Consider the following 25,367-nt stretch of genomic DNA (forward strand, 5'->3'; position numbering starts at 1 on the left):
AGATGTAAAGAGCATGTTGGGCGGATATGAATCTTTTATGTGATTTTCATTAAGCTTGCTCTACGCGTTTTCCTGTATTCCATGTCATCGCAAGGAAAACAATCGCAAGCACACAGGAACCAACCAGTAAAATGAAGCCTCCTGTCCAGTCATAGTGGTCGACGACGACACCCATCATGGCATTGGCAAAAGCAGAGCCGCCAATGTAGCCGAAGAAGCCTGTCAGTCCGGCAGCAGTGCCAGCTGCTTTTTTCGGAGCGAGATCAATGGCTTGAAGTCCAATGAGCATGACCGGTCCGTAAATCAAAAAGCCGATGCTGATAAGGGCAATGTTATCGACCATTGGATTGCCAGCAGGATTTAGCCAGTAAACGAGAACAGCAATTAACACCCCGACCATAAAGATGACGCCAGCTGGTGCGCGGCGGCTTCTAAAGAAGCGGTCACTGATCCATCCGCACAATAATGTACCGGGAATGCCTGCATATTCATAAAGAAAATAAGACCAGCGTGAATGCTCTGGTGAAAAGCCCTTCGCTTCTGTTAAGTAGGTCGGCGCCCAGTCAACAACACCGTAACGGACAAAGTACACAAACACGTTGGCAATGGCGATATACCATAGGAATTTATTGTTGAGTACATATTTAAATAAAATCTCTTTCACTGTTAATTCTTTTTCTTGATCCTCATATTTTTGTGCCGGATAGTCATTTCGATATTCCTCGATTGGCGGAAGACCAGTGGATTGCGGGGTATCCCGTACGAGAAGAATGATCACGAAGGAGACGATAATGGCAATGATGGCAGGGAAGAAAAAGATACTTTTCCACGTCGCAAACAGCACAATTCCTAATGTGATAAGCGGTGCAAGAATCCCCCCGCCGATATTGTGAGCGACATTCCAAATGGACATTTTCGTACCACGTTCACTAACCGAAAACCAGTGCGCCATCGTACGTCCGCATGGCGGCCACCCCATGCCTTGAAACCAGCCGTTTAAGAACATGAATAAAAACATGATCCATACACTGGATGTGACCCACGGAAATGAGACAAATAGGATATTGATAAGAGCTGATAAAAAGAGTCCGGCAGCTAAAAAGTATCTGGGGTTACAGCGGTCTGAGATCATCCCCATGATGAATTTACTAAAGCCATAAGCAATGGATACGGCTGCGAGTACAAAGCCTAATTCACTTTTCGTGAACCCCTCTTCCTGTAGATATGGAATGGCAAAAGCGAAATTTTTGCGCAGCAAATAGTAGCCCGCATACCCGATAAAGATGCCTAGAAAGACTTGCAGCCGCAGCCGCTTATAGGTCTCGTCTGTTTTGGCATCATCAAGCCTGTCGATATGCGGAGCAGGTTTAAACCATTTGAACATAAAGATCCTCCTTTTGTAGATGTCCGATTGACTGAAGCAAAAGTACGAGAATGGCTTTTGATCCTGTACCTTTTCAGAGACAAAAGAATTGTTAGCGCTTTCTTTTGTACTCCCATCATATCGGATGGAAGAGACGTTTATGATGAGGCTTTTGTCATAAATTTGGAAAAATGGTTCGTGAAGTAACAAAAAAATCCGCACAATGGCGGATTTTTTCTTAGCTGTTACAGAGACACATTAATTTTCGCAGATTTCTTTAGCTTTTCAATTTCTTTTTGTACTTCTTTCTGCTTTTCTTGAGATTCTAGCTGTTTTTTAATTTGTGATTTAACCTCTTTGTATTCTGGTGCTTTTTGCTTTTGTTTTTTCATTTGGTCTGCGTATTGGTCATAGTACGCTTTGACGTCTTTCTCAGAGACGGAGGCTGATTTGATTTGTTTGTCGACATATTGGCTGTACTTGATGCTGTCGGCAATGTCACTTTTCAGCTGATCCAATGTAAGTCCGCTCTTTTTCAGTGCTTCTTCGAATTGAGCGTTGTCTTTAAACTGTTTCTTTTCTTCCTTTAGCTGCTTATCTACTTCTTTGTCAGAGGCTTTGAAGCCCTTCTTCTCAGCATCTTGCAGGATGAGCTCTTGGCCTACGAGCGCATCAATGGTTTGTTTCTTGACTACTTTCTCGCCTTCTTTAGAAGTTGGGTCTTGCCCGGACTGCTGAAGCTGGCCTTGGATAGTAGATAAGGCGCTATTGTATTCACTGCCTGTGATTTTGTCTTTGTTGACGGTCGCAACGATCTTTTGATCATCGATTTTTTGTGCGTCTAATTTCTTTTGCATTTCTTCCATTTGCTTTTGCTGCTCTTTTTGATCAGCCTGTGTTGTTTCCTTGTTTTTGGCTGAATCGTTTTGCTTATCTTGTTTGGCATCGTTTGACGAGCAGGCTGCAAGTCCAACAGATAACAAACAAGCGATGAGTGTGTATGAAACCTTGTTCATCATTTTCTCTCCCTTCGGTATGAGAACGTCTAGTGCGCATTCTAACCGTTTTTTAGGAAAAATAAAACCGTACAGACAATTTGTTAGCGGATTGACATGTTTTTTATCTGTTTGTCCTCATTTTGTCTTCTCATAGTCATCATATGACAAACTTAATCGTGGAATAACTGTTCCATCACTTCGTCGATATTGGTGATTGGCTGGCGGCAGCTGTAGTTTTCACAAATATACACGGTGGTTTTGCTATCGATTGTTTTGTAATCTTTTGTAAAGGGCGCGAGCTTCGCTAATTCTTTCCCTGTTTCGGCAGTCAATATGATATCAAATGGCACGAAGCGTTTTTGAAGCGCCTGTAAAAGCTGTTCTTTTTGAGGGTCGCCGTTTTTCCCAAGAATGATGATTTCTCTTTTTGCCGCATATTGACTCAAGAGCCCTTGCAGAAACGCTGTGTGTCCGCTTGGGTAGGAAGAGACATCGACATAAAAGGCTTTGAACATCTGTTCTAATGTTTTCAGCCAGTCTTGACGTCCAGTCATTCTGCTTAGCTTCAGAAGCTGGTGGAGTGCGGTGCTGTTACCAGAAGGCATGGCACCGTCGTACACTTCTTTTTCTCGAACGAGGAGCGCTTCCGCATCTGATCCTGAGAAGAAAAAGCCCCCTTTTTCCTTGTCCCAAAACAGCTCAAACATGTTCTCAGCAATGGCTGTGGCTTTTTCCAGCCAATCTGATTCAAAGGTCGCTTCGTATAAAGACATATAGGCTTTTAGCATATGTGCATAATCCTCGATAAAGCCAAGATGCTTCACGTCACCTTCTCTGTAGCGGACCATGAGCCGCTCATGTTGAATAAGATGTGTTTCTAGAAAAGACATCGCCTGCTTCGCCATATGGATCGCTTCCTCTGCATCAAAGACCTTTCCTGCTTTGGCGAGAGCTGCGATCATCAGCGCATTCCAAGATGTGAGCACCTTGTCATCGACAAGCGGTGCAGGTCGCTGCTGTCTGACTGATTGTAAAATATGCCGGGCTTCTTGCAGCTTTGACTGAAGGGTTTTATCGTCGATCGAAAAAGAGGCCTTGATGTCCTCAAAAGAGGTGGAAATGGTATGAGGGATGTTTTCCCCTTCAAAGTTCCCCTCTTCTGTGATGTGATAGACTTCGCAAAATAAAGCGCCAAGCTCCTCCCCTAAATGAGTGATAATTTCATCCTTTGACCAGACGTAATATTGTCCTTCTTTCCCTTCAGAATCTGCATCTATCGCTGAATAAAATGAGCCGCCTGGATTCATCATATCTTGTTTAATAAATTGAATCAGACGTTGGACAAGCTTTTCATACTCAGGTTTTGAAGTGAGCTGATACGCTTCTGTGTAAGCTTCCATCAGCAGCGCGTTATCATACAGCATTTTTTCAAAATGCGGCACAAGCCATTTTTCATCCGTCGAATAACGAGAAAAACCGGAACCAATATGGTCATATATACCGCCATTTGCCATCCCATCTAACGTTTTCGTGACTGCATACAGCGCATTCTCCTGCCCTGTCCATTCGTAATAGCGCATCAGAAATGAGAGCATATGAGGTGCAGGAAATTTCGGCGCGGAACCAAATCCACCATACAGCGTATCAAAGCTGCTCATGAGCTGATAATAGGCTTTGTGAATTGCCTCTTGAGACAGCGTATTTTCTGTCTGCCCTGCTGCTTTAATCCGCAGATTATTTGTCGCTTTCTCTGCCAATGATTCAATATGATCTCGGTCGTTATGGTACGCATCCAGCAATTGTGTCAGTGCCTCGATGAAGCCAGGGCGCCCGTATGCACTTCTCTTTGGAAAGTACGTTCCCGCATAAAAAGGCTTTTGATCCGGCGTGACAAACACGTTCAACGGCCAGCCGCCTTGCCCCGTCATCATCTGACAAACAGACATATACATAGAGTCGATGTCTGGACGCTCCTCACGATCGACTTTGATCGAAATAAAATGCTCATTTAAGATGTCAGCGACTTGTTGATCTTCAAAGCTTTCGTGTGCCATGACGTGGCACCAATGGCAAGTGGCGTAACCGATACTGACAAGCACAGGTTTATTTTCACGTTTGGCTTTATCGAAGGCTTCTTGCCCCCACGGGTACCAGTGTACTGGGTTGTGAGCGTGCTGAAGGAGATACGGTGATTTTTCATGGATGAGTGGATTGGGTGTTTGGTTGTTTGGCATGGGATCACCTTCCTTTCTATATGTTTTTTAGTATTCTCTTTTCTCTATTTAATATATCAGATTGCTGTTGACCGTCATCATTTGTCTGTGAGGTATTCCAAAAATGAAAAAATCAAGGGCTATAAACCCTTGATAGCTACATCAATCGTAATGTTTTAATAAGATGGCTGAATTATGTCCTCCAAAACCAAAAGAATTGGATAGCCCATATTTCAATGGAAGCTCCCTCGCTTCTAATACAACATCTAAATTGCAGTCTGGATCTTGATTCTCTACATTAATAGTTGGCGGAATCATTCCTCGTCTCAAACTTTCCACTAAAGCAATGGCTTCTACTCCGCCGGCAGCACCAAACATGTGCCCAGTCATTGACTTGTTTGCCGTTGTTGGAATTTCACCTGAACGATCACCAAATAATTTCTTAATTGCTAGAACTTCTGAACGATCACCTACTTGTGTACTTGTTGCATGAGCACTAATAACATCAATTTCATCTGTTGATATGTTTGCACTTCTCAATGCTTTTTTCATGGCTAAGTAGGCACCCTTACCTTCTGGGTGTGATGCTACCATATGATGAGCATCTGAACTAGCTCCGTATCCCACTACTTCACATAATATCGGTGCATCTCTAAGAATTGCGTTTTCTAATGATTCTAATACTAAGATACCCGCGCCTTCACTCATCACAAAACCATCTCTATCTGTATCGAATGGACGGCTGGCTAGGCTTGGCTCTTGGTTTCTAGTAGATAGTGCATGTGCGTTTCCAAAACTGGCCAAAGATATTTGTGAGATGGCAGCTTCTGCTCCACCGGCAAATATAATATCTGCATCATCATTTCGGATCGCATTGAAAGCTTCACCAATAGAGGTGTTCCCAATAGAACAAGCTGTGACTGGTGACAATGATGGCCCTTGTGCCCCTAATCTTATGCTGATTTGGGCCGCAGCTGCATTTGAAATCATCATGGGGACAAGGCTGGGGCTTACTCTTGAGGGGCCTCGTTTATCTAATACATTCACTTGATCAACAAGCGATTGGATTCCCCCGATTCCTGAACCAACATATACGCCTAAACGTTCAAGATCAACTTGATCTAACTGTAATTGTGAATTTTCTAATGCTTGTTCGGCTGCTGCTAAGGCAAACTGACTAAAACGATCTAATCGTTTTGCTTCTTTTCTTCCCAATATTTTATCTGCATCGAAATCACGAACGATTCCAGCTATTTTTGTTTTATAATCAGTTGTATCAAAAGAATCAATGAAAGATATTCCCGATTGTCCTTTTATTAGTTGATTCCAAAAGCTATTCACATCATTTCCCAGTGGAGAAATAACTCCCATTCCAGTAATGACAACTCTTTTCATGATCATTCCCTCCTTGTTTTTATTAACTTTAGCCATTGTGTTATCCTATTACAAGTTGTTGTTTATCCTAGTATAATTAATAATATTTTAAAGGGAGATCTTCATGAAACCTGAAACTAGACTTCAAGCTTTATCAGAATTTCTAAAGAATCAACGTTCGAAAATCACTCCTCAAATGGTTGGTTTACCTGTAGGAACCCGCAGAAGAACACCAGGACTAAGAAGAGAAGAAGTGGCTCAACTAGCCGGTGTGAGTCTTACTTGGTATACATGGTTAGAGCAAGGCAGAGATATAAAAGTATCTACTTCGGTATTAGATGCGATTTCTCGAGCATTACAATTAAATAACGATGAAAGGAGATATTTGTACGCTTTAGCGTTAGAGGAAGGAGTGAAACAATCCTTTATCATTGAGAATGAGAAGGAAATCAGTCCGGCTTTAGTGAAAATGTTGCAGGAGCTTCGTTATTGCCCAACGATTATATCTGATAGAAGAAGTCAAATTGTTGGGTGGAATCAAGCAGCAGCTAATGTATTTTTGGACTTTGAACAAATCATCCCGTCAGAAAGGAATATCATACGCTTACTATTCGCAAGAAAGGAATTTAAAAGTCTAGCCGTGAATTGGGAGCATTTTGTTAGAGGATATATTGCCATATTTAGAACGTATTATGGACAGTATGTAGCTGATGACTGGTATGAGCAATTTATAGAAGAAATGGAGCAGGCATATCCTGAGTTTCGTAAAATTTGGAATGAAAATGAGATCAGCTATGCGCCTGAAGTATTAATTGAATTTCGTCATGCTAAGGCAGGTAAAATGTTGTTTAACCTCACTTCATTACAAGTGTATGGGGATACTGATTTAAGATGCAGTGTCTATACTCCAGTTGAGGATACTGATACGGAGCTTAAGTTGAAACGTTTAATTGAAGGCTAGGTTTCATTTGGATGAAGTTATTATGGCCATTAAATATAAAATAGATCCTATGCCGTCAGCGACAAGTGGGCATAACCGATGCTGATAAGCACTGGTTTATTTTCACGTTTGGCTTTGTCGAAGTCTATTTGCCCCCCAAGCCTATAACGTTTCTGGTAAATGGTGTTTATACATCTCAATAGCATCTGTATGTTCTTTTAAAACGCTCATTGTTTTTGGATGTGGTTTAACATATATCAAAGGATAGTCGACTTCATCTAATTCTTGTTGAGTATGAAAAGCTAATCTTTCATGATCAAGTGAGAATTGAGCATCAATTCCTGTTTTGTTGCCGCGAGAGTCTAATCGAATCCATTTATTAAGTGAATGAAAAAATACAGCATTTAATGCGTGAATACAATATCCTTTATCTGGCGTATCGAACAACATTAACCGCTGGTAACAGAAACCTGTGGGTATTCCTTGTGAGCGCAATAGAGCAGCTAATAGGTTGGACTTTGCATAGCAAATTCCCTCTTTATAAGTTAATACCTCAGATGCATGACAAGTCACTCGTTTGGATTGGATATCCCATGTATGGGGAATTTCATCTCGAACAAACTCAGAGGCTGCTTTTGCTTTTTCTATTTCTGTCTGCAAAGGGTTGAAAAGTTCATTTGATTTTGCTCGAATAAGAGGATGAGAATAATCAACTTCAGCTAGTTCACATAAATAATCATCAAAATTTTTAGATTCACATGTCAAGTTCATGATAGTGTCTCCTTTTCTCTATACTTTTACCGCAGGAGGTCTATTTCTTCACCAACACATATTGTAAGTTTTCTAACTCAAACATATCAATCAGTTCATTGATGTCTTTAAAATAGATATGTTTTCCAAACCGTTTTTTGCTTAGGTCAATTTCTACATCCAATTGATCATCCTTTTCTTTCGTTTCGAGTTCATTTAGACAAGAATAGATTTCGATGGTTTCTCCTTTTGAAAGCTCTTTTTCAATGAATTTAAAAAGTGCACGAAGAGAATGAATGATGTCCAATTCATAAACAAAAGGATGTGTGAATTTGTTTCTTACCGTTTCATAGAAAGGATCTAAATAATCAATGTGAATGCCTTCGAAATCCTCTTCTGTTTCAAATACTTCTATCAAAAGTTCTTCTTTTTGATAGGTTTTTGGCTTTTTTTGTTTTTTATCAAAGATGTTGATATTGAGTTCAGAGAATGGTTTATAGGTTGGATTTTGACCAATGGTACCAAGCGGCAGTTCTTTGTTTGATCCAATATAATGCTGTAAAGTCATGGGCTGTCCTCTTTTCTTTCAATGATTTCTCGTTCGTTGATTATTTTCTTTTTATCAATAAATGGTGGAATGTGCAATTATTTTCACATACGTTCTCTACAAAAGAGAAGGACAAGTCGTTTGACTAAATACCTCTTAGGGTATACTATCTGTTCATAGGAATTTAATAGAAAGGGGTACTTGTTCATGGAATATAATCAACAGATGAAGAACCGTCTTCGCCGCATTGAAGGCCAGATTAAAGGGGTTCTTGCGATGATGGAGCAGGGAAAGGATTGCCGCGAGGTGGTGACGCAGCTGTCTGCATCACGCAATGCCATTGATCGTGCAATGGGTGTAATTGTGAGTACAAATCTTGAGCAATGTGTCCGCGAAAGTCTTGAACAAGGGAAGGATACGGAGGGTCTTGTGAAAGAAGCGGTTGAGCTATTGGTGAAAAGCCGGTAAGAAATTCTTCAGCCTTGGAGGTTGACGGATTTTTTTACTTGTTATAATATACCCTTACCGGTATATGTATATATTTTTTATTTTATATATACCCCCAAGGGTAATTGAAAAAGGAGGAGCAGAATGGAAGAACAGAAAAAACGAACGACGATTGTGCTATTTAGTGGAGATTATGATAAAGCGATGGCGGCTTACATTATTGCCAATGGAGCAGCAGCCTATGATCATGAGGTGACGATTTTTCATACGTTTTGGGGGCTGAATGCCTTGCGCAAGGATGAGATGGTGCCAATGAAAAAAGGTTTTTTAGAAAAAATGTTTGGCAAGATGATGCCGCGCGGGGCTGATCGAATGGGCATTTCAAAGATGAATTTTGCTGGAATGGGCCCAAAGATGATTAAGCACGTGATCAAAAAGCACAATGCCATGACTTTGCCGCAGCTCATTGATATGGCGAAGGAACAGGAGATTAACCTCGTGGCATGTACAATGACGATGGATCTTTTAGGGCTGCAGGAGAAAGAATTATTAGATGATATTCAATATGCTGGTGTGGCGGCGTATTTAGCTGAGGCTGAAATTGGGAATGTGAATTTATTTATCTAGTGAGGTGTTAACACATGATTCAAACACTTTTGATCATCATCGTCATTGGTTTGCTGGTGAGCCGTTTTCTTCCTGTAAAGGGTGTAAAACAAATGGATGCAGCCGATATGAAACCTCAATTGCGTAGGCAGCATCAACAACTGATTGACGTTCGGTCTCCTGTAGAATTTCAAACAAACCATATTAAAGGATTTCGCAACATCCCATTACCTGAGGTAAAAGAACGAGCAAATCAGCTTGCGAAAGACAAAGAGGTCTATGTGATATGCCAAAGCGGGATGAGAAGTATGCAGGCAGCTAAAATATTGAAGAAGCAAGGATTTACACAAATTACGAATATCAAGGGTGGCATGAATGCTTGGCATTAAGTATGTATAAAATATACCCCCACCCCTATATAAAGGAGGACATCACGTGCAGCAACCAACTGTCATTTTAGATGCAAAAGGATTGGCATGTCCGATGCCGATTGTGAAAACAAAAAAACAAATGAATGAGCTATTACCAGGAGACGTGCTTGAGGTGCAAGCTACCGATAAAGGATCAGCAGCGGATCTAGCGGCATGGTCAAAAAGTGCGGGCCACGAATTTTTAGGAACAAAAGTAGAAGGACAGGTGCTTCATCATTTGATTCGTAAGGGTGGAGTGCAAGAGAAAGAAGGGGAGTCAATGATTTCGGAAATGCCTTTGAATACGTTCCAACAGAAGGTAAAAGAAGATCAATCTTTGTTTATTTTAGATGTACGAGAACTGGATGAATACGAGGCGGGGCATATTCCAGGAGCTGTTCACATCCCTCTTGGAGAAGTCGAACACCGTGCAGAAGAATTGAGCCAGGATACGCTTATTTACCTCATCTGTCATTCAGGCAGAAGAAGTGAATTAGCCGCGCAAAAGTTAAAAGAAAAAGGATTTCAACAATTAGTGAATATAGTGCCAGGCATGAACAGCTGGACAGGAGAGATTGAAAAATAGGAGCTGAATAAAACGATGTCTGTAAAAGCAATGACAGCAGAACAGTTAACAAAAAAGATTATCAACAAAGAGCCCATCTTTTTGTTAGATGTACGAAACGAATCAGATGTGCAGGACTGGAAGATTGAAGGAAAAGCCGTTGATTATGTCAATGTGCCTTACTTTGAGCTTCTCGATGGCGTAGAGGATATGGTCGAGAAAGTACCAACAGACCGAGAAGTGCTCGTTGTGTGTGCCAAAGAGGGCTCCTCTATTATGGTGGCGGAGATGCTGTCAGAGGCGGGCAGAACGGTCAGTTATTTACAAGGTGGTATGAAGGCATGGAGTGAGCATGTCGAGCCAGTGAAGATTGGTGATTTAAGCGGCGGTGGAGAGCTGTATCAATTTGTACGGATGGGCAAAGGGTGTCTGTCCTATATGATCATGTCCAATGGAGAAGCTGCGGTTGTGGATGCAGCTAGAATGACGGAGGTCTATATCAATTTTGCGAAGAAGCATGATGTTTCGGTAACGCATGTGTTGGATACTCACCTTCATGCGGATCATATTTCTGGTGGGAAAAAACTAGCTGATCAGACAGGAGCTGCATACTGGCTGCCGCCAAAAGATGCAGAAGAGGTGACCTTTGAGTACAAACATCTTGAAGAAGGACAGCGGATAACAATTGGGACGTCTTCCATTGACATTCACCCTCTTTATTCCCCGGGACATACGATCGGCTCAACATCTTTTATCGTAGACAATCAATTTCTTCTTTCAGGTGATATTCTGTTCGTTGATTCTATCGGAAGACCTGATCTCGCTGGACTGGCGGAGGACTGGGTAGGTGATTTGAGAGAAACACTTTATGACCGATATATGGCGCTTTCGAAAGAATTAATTGTTTTACCTGCGCATTTCATGGTCATGGAAGAAGTGAATGAAGACGGAAGCGTTTGGAAGGAACTTGGCGTTCTATTTGAAGAAAATCATGGACTGAACATTGAAGATGAAGATGTATTTAGACAAATGGTCACGAAGAATCTTCCTGCACAGCCAAACGCCTATCAAGACATTCGGTATACCAATATGGGGAAATTGACTCCAGACGATGAAGAGCAGCGGGAAATGGAAATTGGTCCAAACCGTTGTGCGATTCGGTAATGTTCAATAAAATAAGAAAAGAGGAACGATCAAATGACATCTGATCAACTATTAGACGTAACAGGACTTGCATGTCCAATGCCGATTATTCGAACGAAGAAAAAAATGAACGACTTGACGGAAGGTCAAGTTTTAGAAATACATGCAACAGATAAAGGGGCTAAAGCTGATTTAGCTGCATGGGCGAAGTCAAGCGGACATGAATTGATCACGCAGACAGAAGAAGGTCACGTGCTGAAGTTCTGGATGAGAAAAGGGTCCTAAAGGATGTAGGGGTATCTGCTGAAGATCCCCTTTTCCTTTTGCAAAGGAGGAGACCAGCGTGGATTTTGCGTTTTTGATTACACTTTTTATCATCGGATGTATTGGTTCCTTCTTATCAGGAATGGTGGGGATCGGCGGATCTGTGATCAACTATCCCATGCTGCTTTATATCCCGCCTCTTCTCGGTGTGATGGCATTATCAGCACACGAGGTTTCAGGGATTGGCGCCATTCAAGTGCTTTTTTCGACGCTGGGTGGTGTACTGGCGTATCGGAAAAGCGGATATTTACATCGCTCGCTGATTTTATATATGGGAAGCAGTATATTGGCGGGCAGCTTATTAGGCAGTTATGTATCACATTTTATGCCAGAGAAAGGGATGAACCTCGTCTATGGATTACTTGCCATTGTGGCGGTTATTCTCATGCTGATTCCGAAAAAAGGACAGCGTGCAGACGCAGAGGGTGAAGTCACTTTTCATAAAGGACTGGCATCAGGTATTGCCTTTGTAATTGGCAGTGTTTCCGGGGTATTAGGCGCAGGCGGTGCATTTATTTTAGTACCTGTCATGCTGTCTATTTTAAAAATTCCTGTTCGAATGACAATTGCGTCATCACTTGCGATTACGTTTCTTTCTGCGATAGGCGCATCGACTGGAAAGGTATTGACGGGTCAAGTCATGCTTCTTCCTGCGATTGTGCTGATGGCCGCAAGTTTGGCAGCCGCTCCGCTTGGTGCTAAGGTCGGTCAGAAAATCAATGCCGTCTATTTGCAATGGGCTCTTGCTATAATGATTACAGCGACAGCGATCAAAATTTGGCTGGATATTTTATAAAGAAAAGACCAACAGAGCAAACGTGTTGGTCTTTTTTATTTGACGTCATCGTGCTCGATATACGTTTCTAGTGCGGGGTGGTACTCTTTTTGATAATGAAGGTTGGGACATGTTTTCACGACTTTGCCTTGCAGGGCATTGGACTTTGAGACTTCTAATGCTGTTCTACATTTAGGACAGCGTTCGGCAAAGAATGAGGGCCAGCGTTTCATATATCACCACTCCAGTTAAAGTCTTAAAAACCGATTATATTAATATGAATTATAGGGGATCATGCAGGTGAGGTCAATGGGTGTTTGGGTCTTTTTAACAAAAAAAGAAGCATCCTGAGATGCTTCTTTATCGTTCATATTCTTAATAGGCTTTCGCCCAGAACACCATATCAGATGCAGGCTTTCCGCAGCAGACACATGTGTCAGAAATGGTTTCCTGTTCAAATGGGATACAGCGTGAGGTCGCACCTGTTCTTTCTTTAATATCGTTTTCACAGGCTTCGTCACCGCACCACATGGCTTTAATCAATCGGTTTTCTTCTGCAAGAATTTGCTCAATGTCTTCGATTGTGAGGGCTTGTGATGTTTTTTCATGTAATCGTTCCTTCGCCTTTTCGTACATGGTCCGCTGAATGTCTTCAAGCATTGCTGTGATGGTTTGTTCAAGGGCATCTAATGTGACGGCTTGCTTTTCACCAGTGTCTCGTCGTGCGAGCATCACCTGTCCTTTTTCGATATCCTTTGGTCCTACTTCTACACGTAGCGGAATTCCCTGCATTTCACACTCGTTGAATTTCCAGCCAGGCTGTTTATCGCTTGCATCGATGTCAGCGCGTGCGATGCGGGCGAGTCGATCCTTTAATTCATAGGCATGATCGAGGACACCTTCTTTATGAGAAGCGATTGGCACGATACGCACTTGGGTTGGCGCAATATTTGGCGGGAGGACAAGCCCTCTGTCGTCGCCATGCACCATGATCATAGCGCCGATAATTCTTGTTGTGAAGCCCCATGAAGTCTGTTGGACATGCTCTAGTTTTCCTTCACGGTTTAAAAATTCAATGCCAAACGCCTTTGCAAATCCGTTCCCGAAGAAATGAGAAGTGGCAGTTTGGAGCGCTTTTCCATCATGCATCAAGCTTTCGACTGTATAGGTGAAGCGGGCGCCGGCGAATTTTTCTTTCTCTGTTTTTCTCCCTTTAATGACAGGAATGGCAAGGAGATCTTCGCAAAGAGAAGCGTAAGTGTGAAGCATTCTTTCTGTTTCTTCAATCGCTTCTTGCTCAGTCTCATGGCACGTGTGTCCTTCCTGCCATAGGAATTCAAGGGTTCTAAGGAAGGGACGTGTTGTCTTTTCCCAGCGGACGACATTGGCCCATTGGTTATATAGCTTTGGTAAATCGCGGTAGGAATGAATAATGTTTTTATAATGCTCAGCGAACAGCACTTCAGAGGTTGGTCTGACGCAGAGCCTTTCTTGTAATTCGGATTCACCGCCATGTGTGACCCACGCCACTTCAGGAGCAAAGCCTTCGATATGATCCTTTTCCTGCTGCAGCAGGCTCTCTGGGATAAAGAGCGGCATATAGACATTCTCATGACCCGTTTCTTTAATCTGGCGGTCAAGTTCGTCGCGAATATTCTCCCAGATTTTAAAGCCGTACGGCTGAATGATCATACTGCCTCTCACGCTTGAATAATCGACGAGCCGCGCCTTTGTGACAACATCTGTATACCATTGGGCAAAGTCGTCTTCCATGCTTGTAATTTTCTCAACAAATTGTTTCTTTGACATTGCAGGTTCCTCCTTTTTAAAAATTAAAAAAGCTGTACTTTAAGTTAGGGACCATTCCTGGTGGTACCACCCTAATTTAAAGCACAGCTTTACACTCAATCATGATAACGGTATGAACCGCTGTATGAAACAGAACTAAATCGGCAGGTTCACTTGAAGATGTCAGTAGGAACTTCTCAGCACCGTTCCCTCTCTGTTAAAGATCGATTCAAGCTACTATTCCAGATCTACGTTGATCCTTGTTCGTTGATTTTTCATCAGTTTACCTGTAAATGGGGGAGAAAGCAAGTTGTTCTGATTCCCTTTTTGGCTCCTTTTGCTTAAGGATTGGAATGGCAGTATTTTTCTATTTTTACAGCTTGCGAGTTATGAAAGGCTATGCTAATATATTTGAAGAAAAAAATAGACTTGTATAACCTCAATAATATGGTTTGAGGGTTTCTACCAGGATCCGATAAATCCTGATTACAAAAGCGCGCTTTCCTTTTTTGTAATCAGGGTTTTTTTGTTTGTCTGCACCCTGTATCAAAAGTGAAAGCGATGATATAGAGAAGGGATGTTAGACATGAACTGGAGAGTATATTTATTAGCCGTTTCTACATTTGCGGTTGGATTAGTTGAGCTTGTGGTTGGGGGTATTCTGCCAAGCCTTGCAGAGGATTTGAATGTGTCTCTGGCAACAGCGGGGCAGCTCATTACGGTATTTGCGATTGTGTATGCCATTTCAGCACCTGTGCTGCTGACTGCAACAGCCAAAATCGAACGAAAGCGTCTTTATTTAATCGCGTTATTGGTGTTTACATTAGGAAATGTGTTCACTTATTTTAGCTCGACCTTTGCCCTTGTGATGATCTCACGGGTATTGATCGCAATGAGCACAGCGCTTGTGGTGGTGTTATCTTTGACGATCACTGCCAAATTAGTGGAACCAGCGCATCGCGCGAAGGCTTTAGGGCTGATTTTTATAGGAATTAGTTCTTCACTTGTTCTCGGTGTACCCATCGGTATTTTCATTACAGAGAGCTTTGGCTGGAGAGTGATGTTTTTAGGAATCAGTATTCTTTCTGCCATATCGATGGTGCTGATCTATTTTCTATTGGAAAAAATGCCTGTTGAAAAAGTGACGCCTCTTAGAGAGCAGATTCGTTCTTTAGGGCATCCGAAAATTTTTAGTGCACACCTGATTAGTTTGTTTATGCTTGCAGGACATTATATGCTTTATTCTTATTTCACGCCATTTCTGATGGAAGTTCTGCATATGACCCCGTTTTGGATTAGTATTTGTTATTTGGTCTTCGGGCTTGCGTCTATAGGCGGGAATGGGTTTGGCGGCTGGCTGAGTGACAAACTGGGTTCAGGGAAAGCCATTTTGCTTGTGACAATAGCGTTTGCGGTTGTCATGTTTACCATTCCTTATACAGCGGGTGTGTTCGCGCTCTTTATGGTGATGGTTGTCCTTTGGGGTGCGCTCAGCTGGGCATTGACGCCTGCTTTGCAGAGCTATTTGATTCAAACAGATCCGGTCACGTCGGATATTCAGCAGAGCTTAAATACATCGGCCTTGCAAATCGGCATTTCGATTGGATCAGCGGTTGGCGGAGTCATGTTTACGATGACCGGTTCATCTGTTGATCTGGCTAAATTCGGTGCTGTGTTTGTACTGATTGCCTTTAGCTGTGCGGTGATTTCGCTTAAGAGACCGCCGCTTTATATGGATCGTCAGCATCACGCTGAATAGAAGACAAAGGGCTAAAATCAAGATCATTTTAGCCCTTTGTCAACAATCTATTGCTGCCTAAAGATAGGCAGCTTTTTTATGTTCATTTCAAATTCAAAATACCATTCTATTCAAAAACGGCCATTTCGCTGATTGGTTGGAAGCCGGCACGTTGGTAAATATTTTTGCCGTCCGCTGATGCTTGTAAGATGACACACTTTTGTTTATTCTCTGTCTGGGTTAGAAGGTAATGAAACATGTCACTGCCAAGTCCTTTTCCGCGGTGTTCTGCCCTTGTTATGACATCATAAATACCGTAGCTGTCGTTTGTCTCGAATAATAAGCCTGTTGTGACCGGCTTATGGTGTTCATATCCCACGAACATGCGGGCTTTTGAGTGTAATGCTTCAATCGAAAAACGCTGGAAATAAACTTCTAAGGCGGCGGCCTCAGTCGACCCTTTGAATAGTTCAATAAAGATATGTTTGTAATCAAAGAGTGTCTGCTCATCAAGTACTTCCTTGATTGTAAGTGATGAGGGTGTGACTGGATCAATATCACCTGTATGCTCAAGCATCATGATGGTATTGCGTTCGACATCTTGAAGCTCATATTCCTTCAATAAGTCAGCCCAATCAGGATGGAGTAAATGGTGATCGATCCATGTGCTGAAGATGAGTTTCTGTGACCGCATGTGTTCAATGGCTGCTTTCACTTTTTTCGGATCTTGGATTTGAGCTGATGTGGGTAAGAGCAAATTGAACGTGTCAGTCGATATATGAGTATTGGATAGAACGAAATCGTCAGTTGCGAGAAAGGTTCCGTTCACAGCAGAAGAAAACAGGTGTATCTTTTCTTCTAATTGGCGGATGGCCATTTGTTGTTCGGGTTTCATTTAGCTCACCTTTTCATTATGATAAATTGGATGACATCCCCATGATTATAGCATGTGACAGGATGAGGGGAATCTAGTAAAAAAGTACATATGTAATTTTTGGGTCTGTTGACCTATTATTTTACTCACGTCGACATTTCTTTTGACTCCTTTCTTAATTATTAGTACCATTTTATTAACCAGTTAAGAGTGGAGGTTCAGATGGAAACAAAAGAGCAGATTGTATTAAAAGCGATTCAAGATCTGATTATGCATAGGGAAAAGAGACGGAATGATCCAACAGACCCACTGATTACCACGACTGATACACTCAAACAAGAATGGACACTCACACAGCTTCACATTTTATCCATGATTCAAGCCAATCCAAACGAATCAAATAATACATTTCTATCTCAACAACTGAAACTATCAAAGCCAGCAATTACAAAGGCCGTGAAAAAACTAATTGAAAAAGGCATGGTGGACTATTGTCACCGGCAAGGGGATAAGAAATCTGTCTATTATTCTTTGACAGAGGAAGGGCAGCAATTGGCTGCGCTGCATGATGAGTTACATGAAAATGCAGTCACGTCCTATTTAGAATTTCTTCAGCAGTTTCATGAAGATGAATTACAAGTGATTGAGCGTTTCTTAAAGGCTTGGAAAGAAAAGATATAGATAAAAGATCGAAACCATCTCATAAAAGGAGATGATGGTTTCGGTTTTTTTATGGTAAAATTAACATATATTAACGTTGTTCTTGGCCATGATGAAAGGGAGGGAGCCTCATTGGAGAAAGAAATGATAGAAAATTATAAAAAATACGCATTCATCATGCCATTCGTGGGATTGTTTGTCAGCTTGCTATTATTTGTTTACTTTTTTGGCATCACAGGAGTTGAAGGATCAATTTGGGCTGCTGCTTTGTATTGTGCTCTGCCCTTTTTAGTGAATATGATATGTTTCTTGCCTGTATTTATTTATTTTAAAGTCAGCAAAAAAAGTGAGGAACATACATGATTGTCGTCAGTGCTTGTCTTGCTGGGTTGAAGGTTCGTTATAATGGCAGCCATCGATTAGATCAGCGTATTGAAGAGCTTGTTCAAAAGGGAAAGGCAGTCACGGTTTGTCCTGAGCTCCTTGGCGGCTTCTCCACGCCAAGACCTCCCGCAGAAATCATTGGCGGAGACGGACATGATGTATTAAAGGGCCTCGCCTCCGTGATTGATGTACATGGAACTGATGTCACAGAGATGTATGTAAAAGGTGCGAAAGTGGCGCTGGAGCAGATTCAGTCTCTGAAAGCGACAGCGGTTGTGTTAAAAGAGTACAGTCCCTCCTGCGGCAGCCGGATGATTTATCGCGGAGATTTTAACGGCAGAACAAAAGCTGGAGATGGTGTGACATCCGCCTTGCTCAAACAGCACGGAATTCAGGTATTCTCTGAGGAGGATGATTGGACTTCGTTGTTTTTATAGGTGTGGTGTGAATAGAAGGAGGAGTTAGGTTGAAAAAGTGGATGATTGGTTTAGTCGTCATTATTTTATTAGGAATTGGTATTTATTTTCTAATCAATGCAAAAACATACTCTTTTGATGATGTGGCCTCAATTGATCATAACAAGGTGACTTCGATTCAAATTGAGCATGATAATGAGCGTGTTATGGTGGAAAAGAAAGAGGATATTCAAAAGCTGCTGAAGGAATTTTCAGGTGTGAAATTAAAGAAAACGAATGAGGTTAAAAAAGCCTCAAAAGAGTCTTATTGGATTAGAGTGTATGAGAACGAAAAAGAAATTTATGGATTTGTCTTTTATGATCAAAGCTTTTTAGAGATATATGATTTTTCTAAAACAAAAGATCAAACCAGCGAATATCAAATCGTTGACGCCAATCAAGTTGATATGGGAAAATATATCAAATAACTCAGTCAGAATGTCATGCATGATCAATAGAAAATTCGGGTATAGTGCTTGGTAAGTAAAAAGGAAGCGGAGGTTTGTTTGATGAGTGGATTAACAGATACAGTCACATTAGCAAACGGAGTAAAAATGCCGAAGCTAGGCTTTGGTGTATGGCAGGTAAAAGATGGGGATGAGGCTGTAAATGCCGTCAAAGACGCTCTTGAAGCGGGCTACCGCAGCATTGATACAGCAGCAGCCTATCAAAATGAAGAAGGGGTAGGCAAAGCCATTCAGCAATCAGGCATCTCTCGCGATGATCTATTCATTACGACAAAGGTCTGGAATAATGATCAAGGCTATGAATCAGCACTCGAAGCCTTTGAAACAAGTATGAACAAGCTGGGACTAGATGTATTAGACCTTTATTTAATTCATTGGCCTGTTGAAGGCAAATATAAAGAAACATGGAAAGCGCTAGAAAAACTATATAAGGATGGACGCGTTCGAGCGATCGGAGTGTGTAATTTCCATCAGCATCATTTAGAGGATTTATTGGAAGAGGCAGAAGTTGTGCCGTTGGTGAATCAAATCGAGCTGCATCCGAAGCTGACGCAGGAGCCTTTACGAGACTACTGCAAATCGAAAGGAATTCATGTAGAGGCGTGGTCGCCATTAGGAAGCGGGAAGCTTCTAAACCATCCTGTTCTTCAGGATATCGCGAAAAAACATGACAAGTCAGTAGCGCAAGTGATTCTTCGCTGGGACTTGCAGCATGGCATTATCACCATTCCAAAATCTGTGACGAAGAGCCGAATCATCGAAAACACACAAGTCTTCGATTTCGAGCTGTCCACACGTGAGATGGGTGTCATTGATCAGCTCAATGAAGATGAGCGCACAGGTCCAGATCCAGATAACTTTAATTTTTAATCGAAAGAAAAGCACAGGTACGATGCCTGTGCTTTTTTATTTGCCTTCATGTGTAGATATTTTTTGAGGTTGAAAGGTCTCAATGATTTGAATGGCGTCGATAATCTTTTCTTTATCATAGTCTCCAATCAAACAAAAGGTTTCATCTTTACGTGCAGCATGGTTTGCCACTGTAAGTGCCGCCTCGTCCAGCTGAGTTGTAATACCAAGATCGCGCATATTTTTAGGTAATCCGAGTGTTTGGTAGAGTTCAAGTAATTCCTCTACCTCGGACATTCGGTTTTCTGCGGCAAGCTGGACAAGGATGCCATAAGCCACTTTTTGTCCATGTAACACATGATGCGTTTCTTCAATAAATGTCAATCCATTATGAACGGCATGGGCTCCTGCCATTCTTCCATAACGTCCCCCATAGCCTCCGACTGTTCCGGCTAACGTAATAATCGTATCTGTCACATCTGCAAATGCTTGTGAAAATTGACCTGTTTTTAAGCTGTTCACCGCTTCTTCACTATGAGAAAGAAGAATGTCTCGAATATATACCGCCTGCTTTAATGCAGCATGCACCATGAGCGGCAAGGCGCTTTTTGTGTTACGAATAATCGCTTCCGCTTCATACCATTTTGCGAGCGTATCACCAATTCCGCTTTGAAGGTAGGAAAGAGGAGAGGAAAGCAAAAATGTATGATCAATTACGGTGAGGTAGCTGGATCGTTTATGATAATCTACTCTCATGAAATTGCCCTTTTCATCATAAATGACGCTGAGTGGTGTAGAAGCAGCACAGGTGCCGGGAATCGTTGGTACCATGATAACTTCGATTTGAAGAGCGTCTGCAACTGATTTGGCGGTATCTAAAATCGTCCCGCCTCCGATGCCGATAATCACATCTGATTCGTTAAGCTCTTCTGCGATCCGTGTGACCGCATTGGGTGAACTGTATCCTTTGTGCTGAATGACAGGCCACTCGGCCGGCAGCTTTGTGTATTGTGAAAAAGCTTGGTATGAATCATATCCTGTCACCACAGCAGGTGACTGAAAAGCAGATACAAGGGAATCTAGTTCATGATATATTCCCTTTTGAGAAATAAATTGGTTAGGACCGCTTCTGACAATATCCTCTGGCTGGATCATGGATCATCATTGCTCCTTTACTACATCATATTATTCATAAATCATCTCATTTTACAGAAAGTTCTGTCAAATAAATATGAGAAGAAAGGCCCTTCCGTTTTATGGAATTAAGCCGCCGACATTGCCTTTAGGTATGTATTTCCTGTATGATAAAGAACGGTATGTTTTGATTAAATTTAAGAGGTGTTTATATAGATGGAAAAACAATATCGCGTTTTACTTTACTATCAATATGTCCCCATTGAGGATCCAGAGACGTTTACAGCAGAGCATTTAGCATTCTGTAAGGAGCTTGGTTTGTTAGGCCGTATCCTCGTGTCAGCAGAAGGCTTGAACGGAACGGTTTCTGGAACCATTGAGCAAACGGACAAGTACATGCAAGCGTTAAAAGAAGATCCACGCTTTGCGTCTATGCCGATCAAAATTGACGAAGCAGATGGTCATGCATTTAAGAAAATGCACGTCCGCCATCGGAATGAATTAGTGAACCTTAGCCTTGAGGATGACGTGAATCCGTTAGAATTAACGGGGAAACATCTTAGCCCGGTCGAATTTTACGAGCAAATGCAATCACCTGATACTGTTGTGATTGATGCACGTAATGATTACGAGTTTGATGTGGGTCACTTCAGAGGGGCAGTCCGTCCTGATATTGAGACATTCCGTGAATTACCTGAGTGGATTCGTGACAATAAAGAGATTCTTGAAGGGAAAAAAATCCTGACGTATTGCACAGGCGGCGTACGCTGTGAAAAATTCTCCGGCTGGTTAAAGCGTGAAGGCTTTGAAGATGTCTCTCAGCTTGACGGCGGAATTGTCACTTACGGAAAAGACCCAGAAGTACAAGGAAAGCTATGGGACGGTCAATGCTATGTGTTTGATAATCGCTTAACAGTACCAGTGAATCAAACAGAGCATGTGGTTGTCGGAAAAGATTTCTTCACTGGTGAGCCTTGCGAGCGTTATGTGAACTGTGCGAATCCTGCATGTAACCGCAAGATGATTGCCACTGAAGAGAGTGAGCATAAGTATATGCGCAGCTGCAGTCATGAATGCCGCACAAGCGAACGGAACCTGTATGTGAAACAGCACAATTTATCTGAAGAGGAAGTTCAAGAAAGACTAGCTGTCATTGAAAAAGAACAAGCGATTTCACAAGGATAGAGGGAACCCCCCTCTATCCTTTTTTTCTATACATGGCGGGGTTTAGAAGGGAGAGGAAGTCATTTCCTCTATCTTTTTTGTTTTGTTTTTTTCAAAATAAGGGTAAAGGTAGTTATTCAGTCTAATAGATTGAACAGTTAAAAAAGCGCTTTCTTTTGAAATAAGCATGTTCGACTATTTCAGAAAATGAAGAATTGAGAGATAATATAACAGGCGAAAAAATGAACAAGGGTAAAGGTTCATTAGAAGAAATATTTGCCAGTGAAATGAAAAGTGAGCTGCTTTGAAAGAGAGATGCTTGCTTGACACATGCTCTGTATTTTAATCGAAAGGTGTTATGAACATGAATCATTTGCATCGTAGGATGGGAACTTTCGCTTTAATGATGGTAGGTCTTGGCTCAATCATTGGTTCAGGATGGCTCTTCGGTGCTTGGCGAGCGGCTCAAATCGCCGGCCCTGCTGCTATTTTATCCTGGCTGATTGGGATGGTTGTGATTTTATTTATCGCTTTGTCTTATAGTGAACTCGGATCGATGTTTCCAGAGGCAGGCGGAATGGTGAAATATACGCAATATTCACACGGATCTTTTATTGGGTTTATTGCAGCTTGGGCGAACTGGATTGCCATCGTTTCTGTCATTCCTGTTGAGGCGGTTGCTTCTGTCCAGTACATGAGCTCGTGGCCTTGGGAGTGGGCAAAGTGGACAACCCATTTGGTTACAAAAGGGGTGTTGACGACAGAAGGGCTTATGGTTGCCAGTGTGCTTCTTGTGATTTACTTTCTGCTGAATTATTGGACAGTTGGGTTATTTTCAAAAGCGAATACATTCATTACCGTGTTTAAAATTGTCATTCCAGGATTAACAATTGGTGCGCTCTTATTCGTAGGTTTTCATAGTGAGAATTTTACTTCTGGAACAAGTATTGCTCCTAACGGCTGGGCGAGTGTGCTGACGGCTGTTGCGACATCAGGGATTGTGTTTGCCTTCAATGGCTTCCAAAGCCCGATTAATATGGCCGGTGAGGCAAAAAATCCAGGCCGGTCGATTCCAATCGCCATTGTCGGATCGATTTTTATTGCAACTGTGATTTATGTCCTTTTACAAGTCGCCTTTATCGGTGCTGTTGATCCATCTATGATTGTGAATGGATGGAGCCATTTGAATTTTAACTCGCCATTTGCGGACCTTGCCATTGCGCTTGGGATTAACTGGCTTGTTCTGATTTTATATGCGGATGCATTTGTGTCACCTTCTGGTACAGGCATTACGTATACCGCAACGACGTCTCGTATGATTTATGGAATGGAAAAAAACAAATACATGCCAAGTGTGCTTGGCCGTCTGCACCCTATTTACGGCGTGCCTCGTCCAGCAATGTTTTTTAACTTAGCCGTATCGTTTATCTTTCTGTTTTTATTTAGAGGCTGGGGTGTACTTGCTGAAATTATCTCTGTCGCAACGCTCATTTCTTATTTGACTGGACCAGTGACCGTCATGACGCTGAGAAAGACAGGGACAGATTTATATCGACCGCTTCGAATAAAAGGACTCAGCATCATTGCTCCTCTCGGTTTTATCTTTGCCTCATTGACGCTGTATTGGGCAAGATGGCCGTTAACAGGTCAGGTGCTGTTCATTATTCTCATCGGTCTCCCTATCTATTTTTACTATCAAGCAAAAGCGAAGTGGAAAGGCTTCGGCCGCAACTTTAAGGCGGGTGCTTGGATGGTTGTGTACCTGCTTGTGATGATGACGATTTCCTGCCTTGGCAGTGACAAATTCGGGGGCTATAACGTCATTCATTATGGCTGGGACATGGCACTGATTACAGTGGTTGCTCTGCTATTTTATATGTGGGCACTCAAAAGTGGATATGAAACAGAATTTTTAGAAGATGCGAAAAAAATTAATGATGAGCTGCGTGCTTCTCAGAAAGAAGCTGCGGCAACCAAAGAATAAAGAAACGGCTGCCTGAACATTGCGGGCAGCCGTTTTTATTTGGATGAATGATGCATCACATGCTGCTTCAGCCAAGTGGTGACGCCGCGCAAAACGGCAGCTGTGACAAGTGAAATGAGCACATATCTCCAAAGCTGACTTAAGCCTTGTCCACTCAGCCAGAACACGATGCCTAGAATGATGAGGGTGAACATGAGAAAGAATAAAAATGATGCAGACCAGAAAAAAGCCTTCATAGAAGGTCACCTCCTCTGGAGTAATGTATGCAGGCTGATGCACGATCAGACCAGTAATGATGAGGTAGAATAATTTATGAATTATATTGCAAAAGTCAGATAAAAACACCAAGTGATTTGACAGTTGTGTTAAGATGAGAGCATATTTTGAGTAAAGTTGTTGGTGATAGACGGAGGTGTTTGGAAATGCAGATTCAAAAGGTTCTAAACAATAATGTCATTAGTGTCATAGATGAACAAGGGAAAGAAATCGTCGTCATGGGCAGAGGCATTGCTTTCAAGCGACGTCCCGGCGACCCGGTGGACGAAGCGTTAATTGATAAAGTCTTCCGCCTAGAGGATCATTCCGTTCACGAGCGGATGAAAATGCTGCTTCAAGAGGTTCCGTATGATGTGGTCAAGGTGACGGAGGAAATGATCCAATATGCACATACAAAGCTGAACCGAAGATTAAATGAAAGTCTGCATGTATCGCTGGCAGACCATATTCATTACGCCATCGAACGGTTGAAGAAAAATCATCTGATTGAGAATTCGCTGATTTGGGAGATTAAACGCTTATACAAAGATGAATTTCTTGTGGCAAAGGACTGTCTTGAGATGATTGAAGAGCGTCTTCATATTGAACTGCCTGAGGATGAAGCAGGATTTATTGCGATGCATATCATTAACGCAGAGCTCAATGAGGATATGAATACGACGGTCAATATTACAAAGGAAGTCAATGCTATTCTCACCATTGTGAAATATCATCTCAACATGGAATTTGATGAAGACTCACTCAACTTTTATCGTTTTCTCACGCATTTGCGCTTTTTCGTTCAGCGTTTGATTAATGAAACACTGCTTGTCAGCGAAGATCAGGACTTATATCAGCTGATCAAAGTGAAATATCCGAAAGCATACGATTGCGCAAAGAAAATCGCAGAATATGTCTATCAAACCTATCACCGAGATCTCACATCAGAGGAGATGCTGTATCTATCAATTCATTTGAATCGACTGATCAAACGAGAAAAATAATGATAGATTTTAAAAGAAAGCGTTGACATGAGAAAAGGTGAGTGGTACTATTTGCTCATAAACATAAAAGAATACGGTTTCACAATGATCGTCTTAGAGGATTGTGACTGTTCGGCAGGCAAAACCTAAACGTTCACTGAAAAAGCGCAACAGCAA

At 41.9% G+C, this 25,367-nt stretch carries 28 protein-coding genes, 1 pseudogene and 1 riboswitch; of the genes and pseudogenes, 17 read left to right on the top strand and 12 right to left on the bottom strand.

Annotation, left to right across the window (positions count from 1 at the left end; translation table 11 throughout):
* Window positions 1–49: 49 nt before the first annotated feature.
* The 5 genes and pseudogenes from glpT to fabF all read right to left on the bottom strand — a co-directional run bounded on the left by glpT (window position 50) and on the right by fabF (window position 5,969).
* Window positions 50–1,384, bottom strand: a complete 1,335-nt coding sequence (gene glpT / locus MHI46_RS01225) for a glycerol-3-phosphate transporter (protein ID WP_041088787.1) — start codon at window positions 1,382–1,384, stop codon at window positions 50–52.
* 224 nt (window positions 1,385–1,608) lie between these two features.
* On the bottom strand, window positions 1,609–2,379 hold the full coding sequence (locus MHI46_RS01230) for a SurA N-terminal domain-containing protein (RefSeq protein WP_260775225.1): 771 nt from the start codon (window positions 2,377–2,379) through the stop codon (window positions 1,609–1,611).
* Window positions 2,380–2,531: 152 nt separating this feature from the next.
* Complete coding sequence (locus MHI46_RS01235) at window positions 2,532–4,019, bottom strand: thioredoxin domain-containing protein (RefSeq protein WP_313902624.1); 1,488 nt, start codon at window positions 4,017–4,019, stop codon at window positions 2,532–2,534.
* Between the two features lie 84 nt (window positions 4,020–4,103).
* Window positions 4,104–4,595 (bottom strand): annotated as a pseudogene (locus MHI46_RS01240) (thioredoxin domain-containing protein); the annotation flags it as partial.
* Window positions 4,596–4,736: 141 nt separating this feature from the next.
* On the bottom strand, window positions 4,737–5,969 hold the full coding sequence (gene fabF / locus MHI46_RS01245) for a beta-ketoacyl-ACP synthase II (RefSeq protein WP_126682182.1): 1,233 nt from the start codon (window positions 5,967–5,969) through the stop codon (window positions 4,737–4,739).
* Window positions 5,970–6,072: 103 nt separating this feature from the next.
* Here fabF and MHI46_RS01250 point away from each other — a divergent pair, with 103 nt between their 5' ends.
* The gene (locus tag MHI46_RS01250) at window positions 6,073–6,909 is read left to right on the top strand and encodes a helix-turn-helix transcriptional regulator (RefSeq protein ID WP_059374499.1); all 837 of its coding nucleotides are present in this window, start codon (window positions 6,073–6,075) and stop codon (window positions 6,907–6,909) included.
* A gap of 141 nt (window positions 6,910–7,050) precedes the next feature.
* Here MHI46_RS01250 and MHI46_RS01255 read toward each other — a convergent pair whose 3' ends face one another.
* Complete coding sequence (locus tag MHI46_RS01255) at window positions 7,051–7,659, bottom strand: transglutaminase family protein (RefSeq protein ID WP_059374500.1); 609 nt, start codon at window positions 7,657–7,659, stop codon at window positions 7,051–7,053.
* Window positions 7,660–7,699: 40 nt separating this feature from the next.
* Entirely contained in the window at window positions 7,700–8,206 is a 507-nt protein-coding gene (locus MHI46_RS01260; protein ID WP_251181473.1) for a hypothetical protein, read from the bottom strand.
* Window positions 8,207–8,392: 186 nt separating this feature from the next.
* Here MHI46_RS01260 and MHI46_RS01265 point away from each other — a divergent pair, with 186 nt between their 5' ends.
* The 7 genes from MHI46_RS01265 (at window position 8,393) to MHI46_RS01295 (ending at window position 12,476) form a co-directional block, all read left to right on the top strand.
* The gene (locus MHI46_RS01265; protein ID WP_003217059.1) at window positions 8,393–8,653 is read left to right on the top strand and encodes a metal-sensitive transcriptional regulator; all 261 of its coding nucleotides are present in this window, start codon (window positions 8,393–8,395) and stop codon (window positions 8,651–8,653) included.
* 123 nt (window positions 8,654–8,776) lie between these two features.
* Window positions 8,777–9,259 (top strand): DsrE/DsrF/DrsH-like family protein, encoded by a 483-nt coding sequence (locus MHI46_RS01270; RefSeq protein ID WP_041088802.1) that lies wholly within the window; start codon window positions 8,777–8,779, stop codon window positions 9,257–9,259.
* A gap of 14 nt (window positions 9,260–9,273) precedes the next feature.
* Window positions 9,274–9,627 (top strand): rhodanese-like domain-containing protein, encoded by a 354-nt coding sequence (locus MHI46_RS01275; protein ID WP_251181472.1) that lies wholly within the window; start codon window positions 9,274–9,276, stop codon window positions 9,625–9,627.
* Window positions 9,628–9,673: 46 nt separating this feature from the next.
* Window positions 9,674–10,234, top strand: a complete 561-nt coding sequence (locus tag MHI46_RS01280) for a sulfurtransferase TusA family protein (protein WP_106025747.1) — start codon at window positions 9,674–9,676, stop codon at window positions 10,232–10,234.
* A gap of 15 nt (window positions 10,235–10,249) precedes the next feature.
* Window positions 10,250–11,377: an MBL fold metallo-hydrolase gene (locus tag MHI46_RS01285; RefSeq protein WP_342503051.1), complete on the top strand. Its 1,128-nt coding sequence runs from the start codon at window positions 10,250–10,252 to the stop codon at window positions 11,375–11,377.
* A 33-nt stretch (window positions 11,378–11,410) separates the two neighbouring features.
* Window positions 11,411–11,641 (top strand): sulfurtransferase TusA family protein, encoded by a 231-nt coding sequence (locus MHI46_RS01290; protein WP_342503052.1) that lies wholly within the window; start codon window positions 11,411–11,413, stop codon window positions 11,639–11,641.
* Between the two features lie 58 nt (window positions 11,642–11,699).
* Window positions 11,700–12,476, top strand: a complete 777-nt coding sequence (locus MHI46_RS01295; RefSeq protein WP_342503053.1) for a sulfite exporter TauE/SafE family protein — start codon at window positions 11,700–11,702, stop codon at window positions 12,474–12,476.
* Window positions 12,477–12,511: 35 nt separating this feature from the next.
* Here the strand turns inward: MHI46_RS01295 and MHI46_RS01300 are convergent, their stop codons facing one another.
* Together MHI46_RS01300 and proS are read right to left on the bottom strand one after the other, a co-directional pair.
* Complete coding sequence (locus MHI46_RS01300) at window positions 12,512–12,688, bottom strand: hypothetical protein (RefSeq protein ID WP_164512187.1); 177 nt, start codon at window positions 12,686–12,688, stop codon at window positions 12,512–12,514.
* Between the two features lie 142 nt (window positions 12,689–12,830).
* Window positions 12,831–14,264 (bottom strand): proline--tRNA ligase, encoded by a 1,434-nt coding sequence (proS, locus tag MHI46_RS01305; RefSeq protein ID WP_254806266.1) that lies wholly within the window; start codon window positions 14,262–14,264, stop codon window positions 12,831–12,833.
* A 388-nt stretch (window positions 14,265–14,652) separates the two neighbouring features.
* A riboswitch (purine riboswitch) is annotated at window positions 14,653–14,752 on the top strand.
* A 77-nt stretch (window positions 14,753–14,829) separates the two neighbouring features.
* Between proS and MHI46_RS01310 the strand changes: the two genes are divergently transcribed.
* Window positions 14,830–16,002, top strand: coding sequence for an MFS transporter (locus MHI46_RS01310; RefSeq protein WP_251181469.1), 1,173 nt, complete (start codon window positions 14,830–14,832; stop codon window positions 16,000–16,002).
* 106 nt (window positions 16,003–16,108) lie between these two features.
* On the opposite strand, the gene MHI46_RS01315 is transcribed toward MHI46_RS01310, so the two are convergent.
* Window positions 16,109–16,876 (bottom strand): GNAT family N-acetyltransferase, encoded by a 768-nt coding sequence (locus MHI46_RS01315; protein ID WP_058837233.1) that lies wholly within the window; start codon window positions 16,874–16,876, stop codon window positions 16,109–16,111.
* Between the two features lie 201 nt (window positions 16,877–17,077).
* Here MHI46_RS01315 and MHI46_RS01320 point away from each other — a divergent pair, with 201 nt between their 5' ends.
* The 5 genes from MHI46_RS01320 (at window position 17,078) to MHI46_RS01340 (ending at window position 19,691) form a co-directional block, all read left to right on the top strand.
* The gene (locus MHI46_RS01320; protein ID WP_251181468.1) at window positions 17,078–17,536 is read left to right on the top strand and encodes a MarR family transcriptional regulator; all 459 of its coding nucleotides are present in this window, start codon (window positions 17,078–17,080) and stop codon (window positions 17,534–17,536) included.
* 111 nt (window positions 17,537–17,647) lie between these two features.
* Window positions 17,648–17,878 (top strand): hypothetical protein, encoded by a 231-nt coding sequence (locus MHI46_RS01325; protein WP_251181467.1) that lies wholly within the window; start codon window positions 17,648–17,650, stop codon window positions 17,876–17,878.
* On the top strand, window positions 17,875–18,336 hold the full coding sequence (locus MHI46_RS01330; protein ID WP_251181466.1) for a DUF523 domain-containing protein: 462 nt from the start codon (window positions 17,875–17,877) through the stop codon (window positions 18,334–18,336). The genes MHI46_RS01325 and MHI46_RS01330 overlap by 4 nt, the downstream gene beginning before the upstream one ends.
* 29 nt (window positions 18,337–18,365) lie before the next feature.
* Complete coding sequence (locus tag MHI46_RS01335; RefSeq protein ID WP_251181465.1) at window positions 18,366–18,782, top strand: DUF5301 domain-containing protein; 417 nt, start codon at window positions 18,366–18,368, stop codon at window positions 18,780–18,782.
* Window positions 18,783–18,863: 81 nt separating this feature from the next.
* Window positions 18,864–19,691 carry an aldo/keto reductase gene (locus MHI46_RS01340; RefSeq protein ID WP_251181464.1) on the top strand — a complete coding sequence of 276 codons (828 nt, stop codon included), beginning with the start codon at window positions 18,864–18,866 and terminating at the stop codon, window positions 19,689–19,691.
* A 36-nt stretch (window positions 19,692–19,727) separates the two neighbouring features.
* On the opposite strand, the gene MHI46_RS01345 is transcribed toward MHI46_RS01340, so the two are convergent.
* Window positions 19,728–20,825 (bottom strand): iron-containing alcohol dehydrogenase family protein, encoded by a 1,098-nt coding sequence (locus MHI46_RS01345; RefSeq protein WP_251181463.1) that lies wholly within the window; start codon window positions 20,823–20,825, stop codon window positions 19,728–19,730.
* A gap of 195 nt (window positions 20,826–21,020) precedes the next feature.
* Between MHI46_RS01345 and MHI46_RS01350 the strand changes: the two genes are divergently transcribed.
* Both MHI46_RS01350 and MHI46_RS01355 read left to right on the top strand, forming a co-directional pair.
* Entirely contained in the window at window positions 21,021–21,989 is a 969-nt protein-coding gene (locus MHI46_RS01350) for a rhodanese-related sulfurtransferase (RefSeq protein ID WP_039176148.1), read from the top strand.
* Window positions 21,990–22,332: 343 nt separating this feature from the next.
* Window positions 22,333–23,952 carry an APC family permease gene (locus MHI46_RS01355; RefSeq protein ID WP_058837237.1) on the top strand — a complete coding sequence of 540 codons (1,620 nt, stop codon included), beginning with the start codon at window positions 22,333–22,335 and terminating at the stop codon, window positions 23,950–23,952.
* Between the two features lie 35 nt (window positions 23,953–23,987).
* On the opposite strand, the gene MHI46_RS01360 is transcribed toward MHI46_RS01355, so the two are convergent.
* Window positions 23,988–24,188 carry a hypothetical protein gene (locus tag MHI46_RS01360; protein WP_144490673.1) on the bottom strand — a complete coding sequence of 67 codons (201 nt, stop codon included), beginning with the start codon at window positions 24,186–24,188 and terminating at the stop codon, window positions 23,988–23,990.
* 186 nt (window positions 24,189–24,374) lie between these two features.
* Here MHI46_RS01360 and MHI46_RS01365 point away from each other — a divergent pair, with 186 nt between their 5' ends.
* Window positions 24,375–25,211 carry a PRD domain-containing protein gene (locus MHI46_RS01365; RefSeq protein ID WP_048238207.1) on the top strand — a complete coding sequence of 279 codons (837 nt, stop codon included), beginning with the start codon at window positions 24,375–24,377 and terminating at the stop codon, window positions 25,209–25,211.
* Window positions 25,212–25,367 lie beyond the last annotated feature (156 nt).

The sequence above is a fragment of the Bacillus sp. FSL K6-1000 genome (assembly GCF_038630785.1).
GTDB lineage: Bacteria > Bacillota > Bacilli > Bacillales > Bacillaceae > Bacillus > Bacillus safensis.

What these genes read in the sequence shown, in the direction of transcription:
- MHI46_RS01345 (WP_251181463.1), bottom strand. Translation starts at nt 20,825, where the DNA reads ATGATCCAGCCAGAGGATATTGTCAGAAGCGGTCCTAACCAATTTATT.
- MHI46_RS01230 (WP_260775225.1), bottom strand. Translation starts at nt 2,379, where the DNA reads ATGAACAAGGTTTCATACACACTCATCGCTTGTTTGTTATCTGTTGGA.
- MHI46_RS01255 (WP_059374500.1), bottom strand. Translation starts at nt 7,659, where the DNA reads ATGAACTTGACATGTGAATCTAAAAATTTTGATGATTATTTATGTGAA.
- MHI46_RS01330 (WP_251181466.1), top strand. Translation starts at nt 17,875, where the DNA reads ATGATTGTCGTCAGTGCTTGTCTTGCTGGGTTGAAGGTTCGTTATAAT.
- MHI46_RS01260 (WP_251181473.1), bottom strand. Translation starts at nt 8,206, where the DNA reads ATGACTTTACAGCATTATATTGGATCAAACAAAGAACTGCCGCTTGGT.
- MHI46_RS01285 (WP_342503051.1), top strand. Translation starts at nt 10,250, where the DNA reads ATGTCTGTAAAAGCAATGACAGCAGAACAGTTAACAAAAAAGATTATC.
- glpT (WP_041088787.1), bottom strand. Translation starts at nt 1,384, where the DNA reads ATGTTCAAATGGTTTAAACCTGCTCCGCATATCGACAGGCTTGATGAT.
- MHI46_RS01300 (WP_164512187.1), bottom strand. Translation starts at nt 12,688, where the DNA reads ATGAAACGCTGGCCCTCATTCTTTGCCGAACGCTGTCCTAAATGTAGA.
- MHI46_RS01250 (WP_059374499.1), top strand. Translation starts at nt 6,073, where the DNA reads ATGAAACCTGAAACTAGACTTCAAGCTTTATCAGAATTTCTAAAGAAT.
- MHI46_RS01315 (WP_058837233.1), bottom strand. Translation starts at nt 16,876, where the DNA reads ATGAAACCCGAACAACAAATGGCCATCCGCCAATTAGAAGAAAAGATA.
- MHI46_RS01275 (WP_251181472.1), top strand. Translation starts at nt 9,274, where the DNA reads ATGATTCAAACACTTTTGATCATCATCGTCATTGGTTTGCTGGTGAGC.
- MHI46_RS01265 (WP_003217059.1), top strand. Translation starts at nt 8,393, where the DNA reads ATGGAATATAATCAACAGATGAAGAACCGTCTTCGCCGCATTGAAGGC.
- MHI46_RS01270 (WP_041088802.1), top strand. Translation starts at nt 8,777, where the DNA reads ATGGAAGAACAGAAAAAACGAACGACGATTGTGCTATTTAGTGGAGAT.
- fabF (WP_126682182.1), bottom strand. Translation starts at nt 5,969, where the DNA reads ATGAAAAGAGTTGTCATTACTGGAATGGGAGTTATTTCTCCACTGGGA.
- MHI46_RS01360 (WP_144490673.1), bottom strand. Translation starts at nt 24,188, where the DNA reads ATGAAGGCTTTTTTCTGGTCTGCATCATTTTTATTCTTTCTCATGTTC.
- MHI46_RS01320 (WP_251181468.1), top strand. Translation starts at nt 17,078, where the DNA reads ATGGAAACAAAAGAGCAGATTGTATTAAAAGCGATTCAAGATCTGATT.
- MHI46_RS01350 (WP_039176148.1), top strand. Translation starts at nt 21,021, where the DNA reads ATGGAAAAACAATATCGCGTTTTACTTTACTATCAATATGTCCCCATT.
- MHI46_RS01340 (WP_251181464.1), top strand. Translation starts at nt 18,864, where the DNA reads ATGAGTGGATTAACAGATACAGTCACATTAGCAAACGGAGTAAAAATG.
- MHI46_RS01235 (WP_313902624.1), bottom strand. Translation starts at nt 4,019, where the DNA reads ATGAGCAGCTTTGATACGCTGTATGGTGGATTTGGTTCCGCGCCGAAA.
- MHI46_RS01310 (WP_251181469.1), top strand. Translation starts at nt 14,830, where the DNA reads ATGAACTGGAGAGTATATTTATTAGCCGTTTCTACATTTGCGGTTGGA.
- MHI46_RS01365 (WP_048238207.1), top strand. Translation starts at nt 24,375, where the DNA reads ATGCAGATTCAAAAGGTTCTAAACAATAATGTCATTAGTGTCATAGAT.
- proS (WP_254806266.1), bottom strand. Translation starts at nt 14,264, where the DNA reads ATGTCAAAGAAACAATTTGTTGAGAAAATTACAAGCATGGAAGACGAC.
- MHI46_RS01355 (WP_058837237.1), top strand. Translation starts at nt 22,333, where the DNA reads ATGAATCATTTGCATCGTAGGATGGGAACTTTCGCTTTAATGATGGTA.
- MHI46_RS01290 (WP_342503052.1), top strand. Translation starts at nt 11,411, where the DNA reads ATGACATCTGATCAACTATTAGACGTAACAGGACTTGCATGTCCAATG.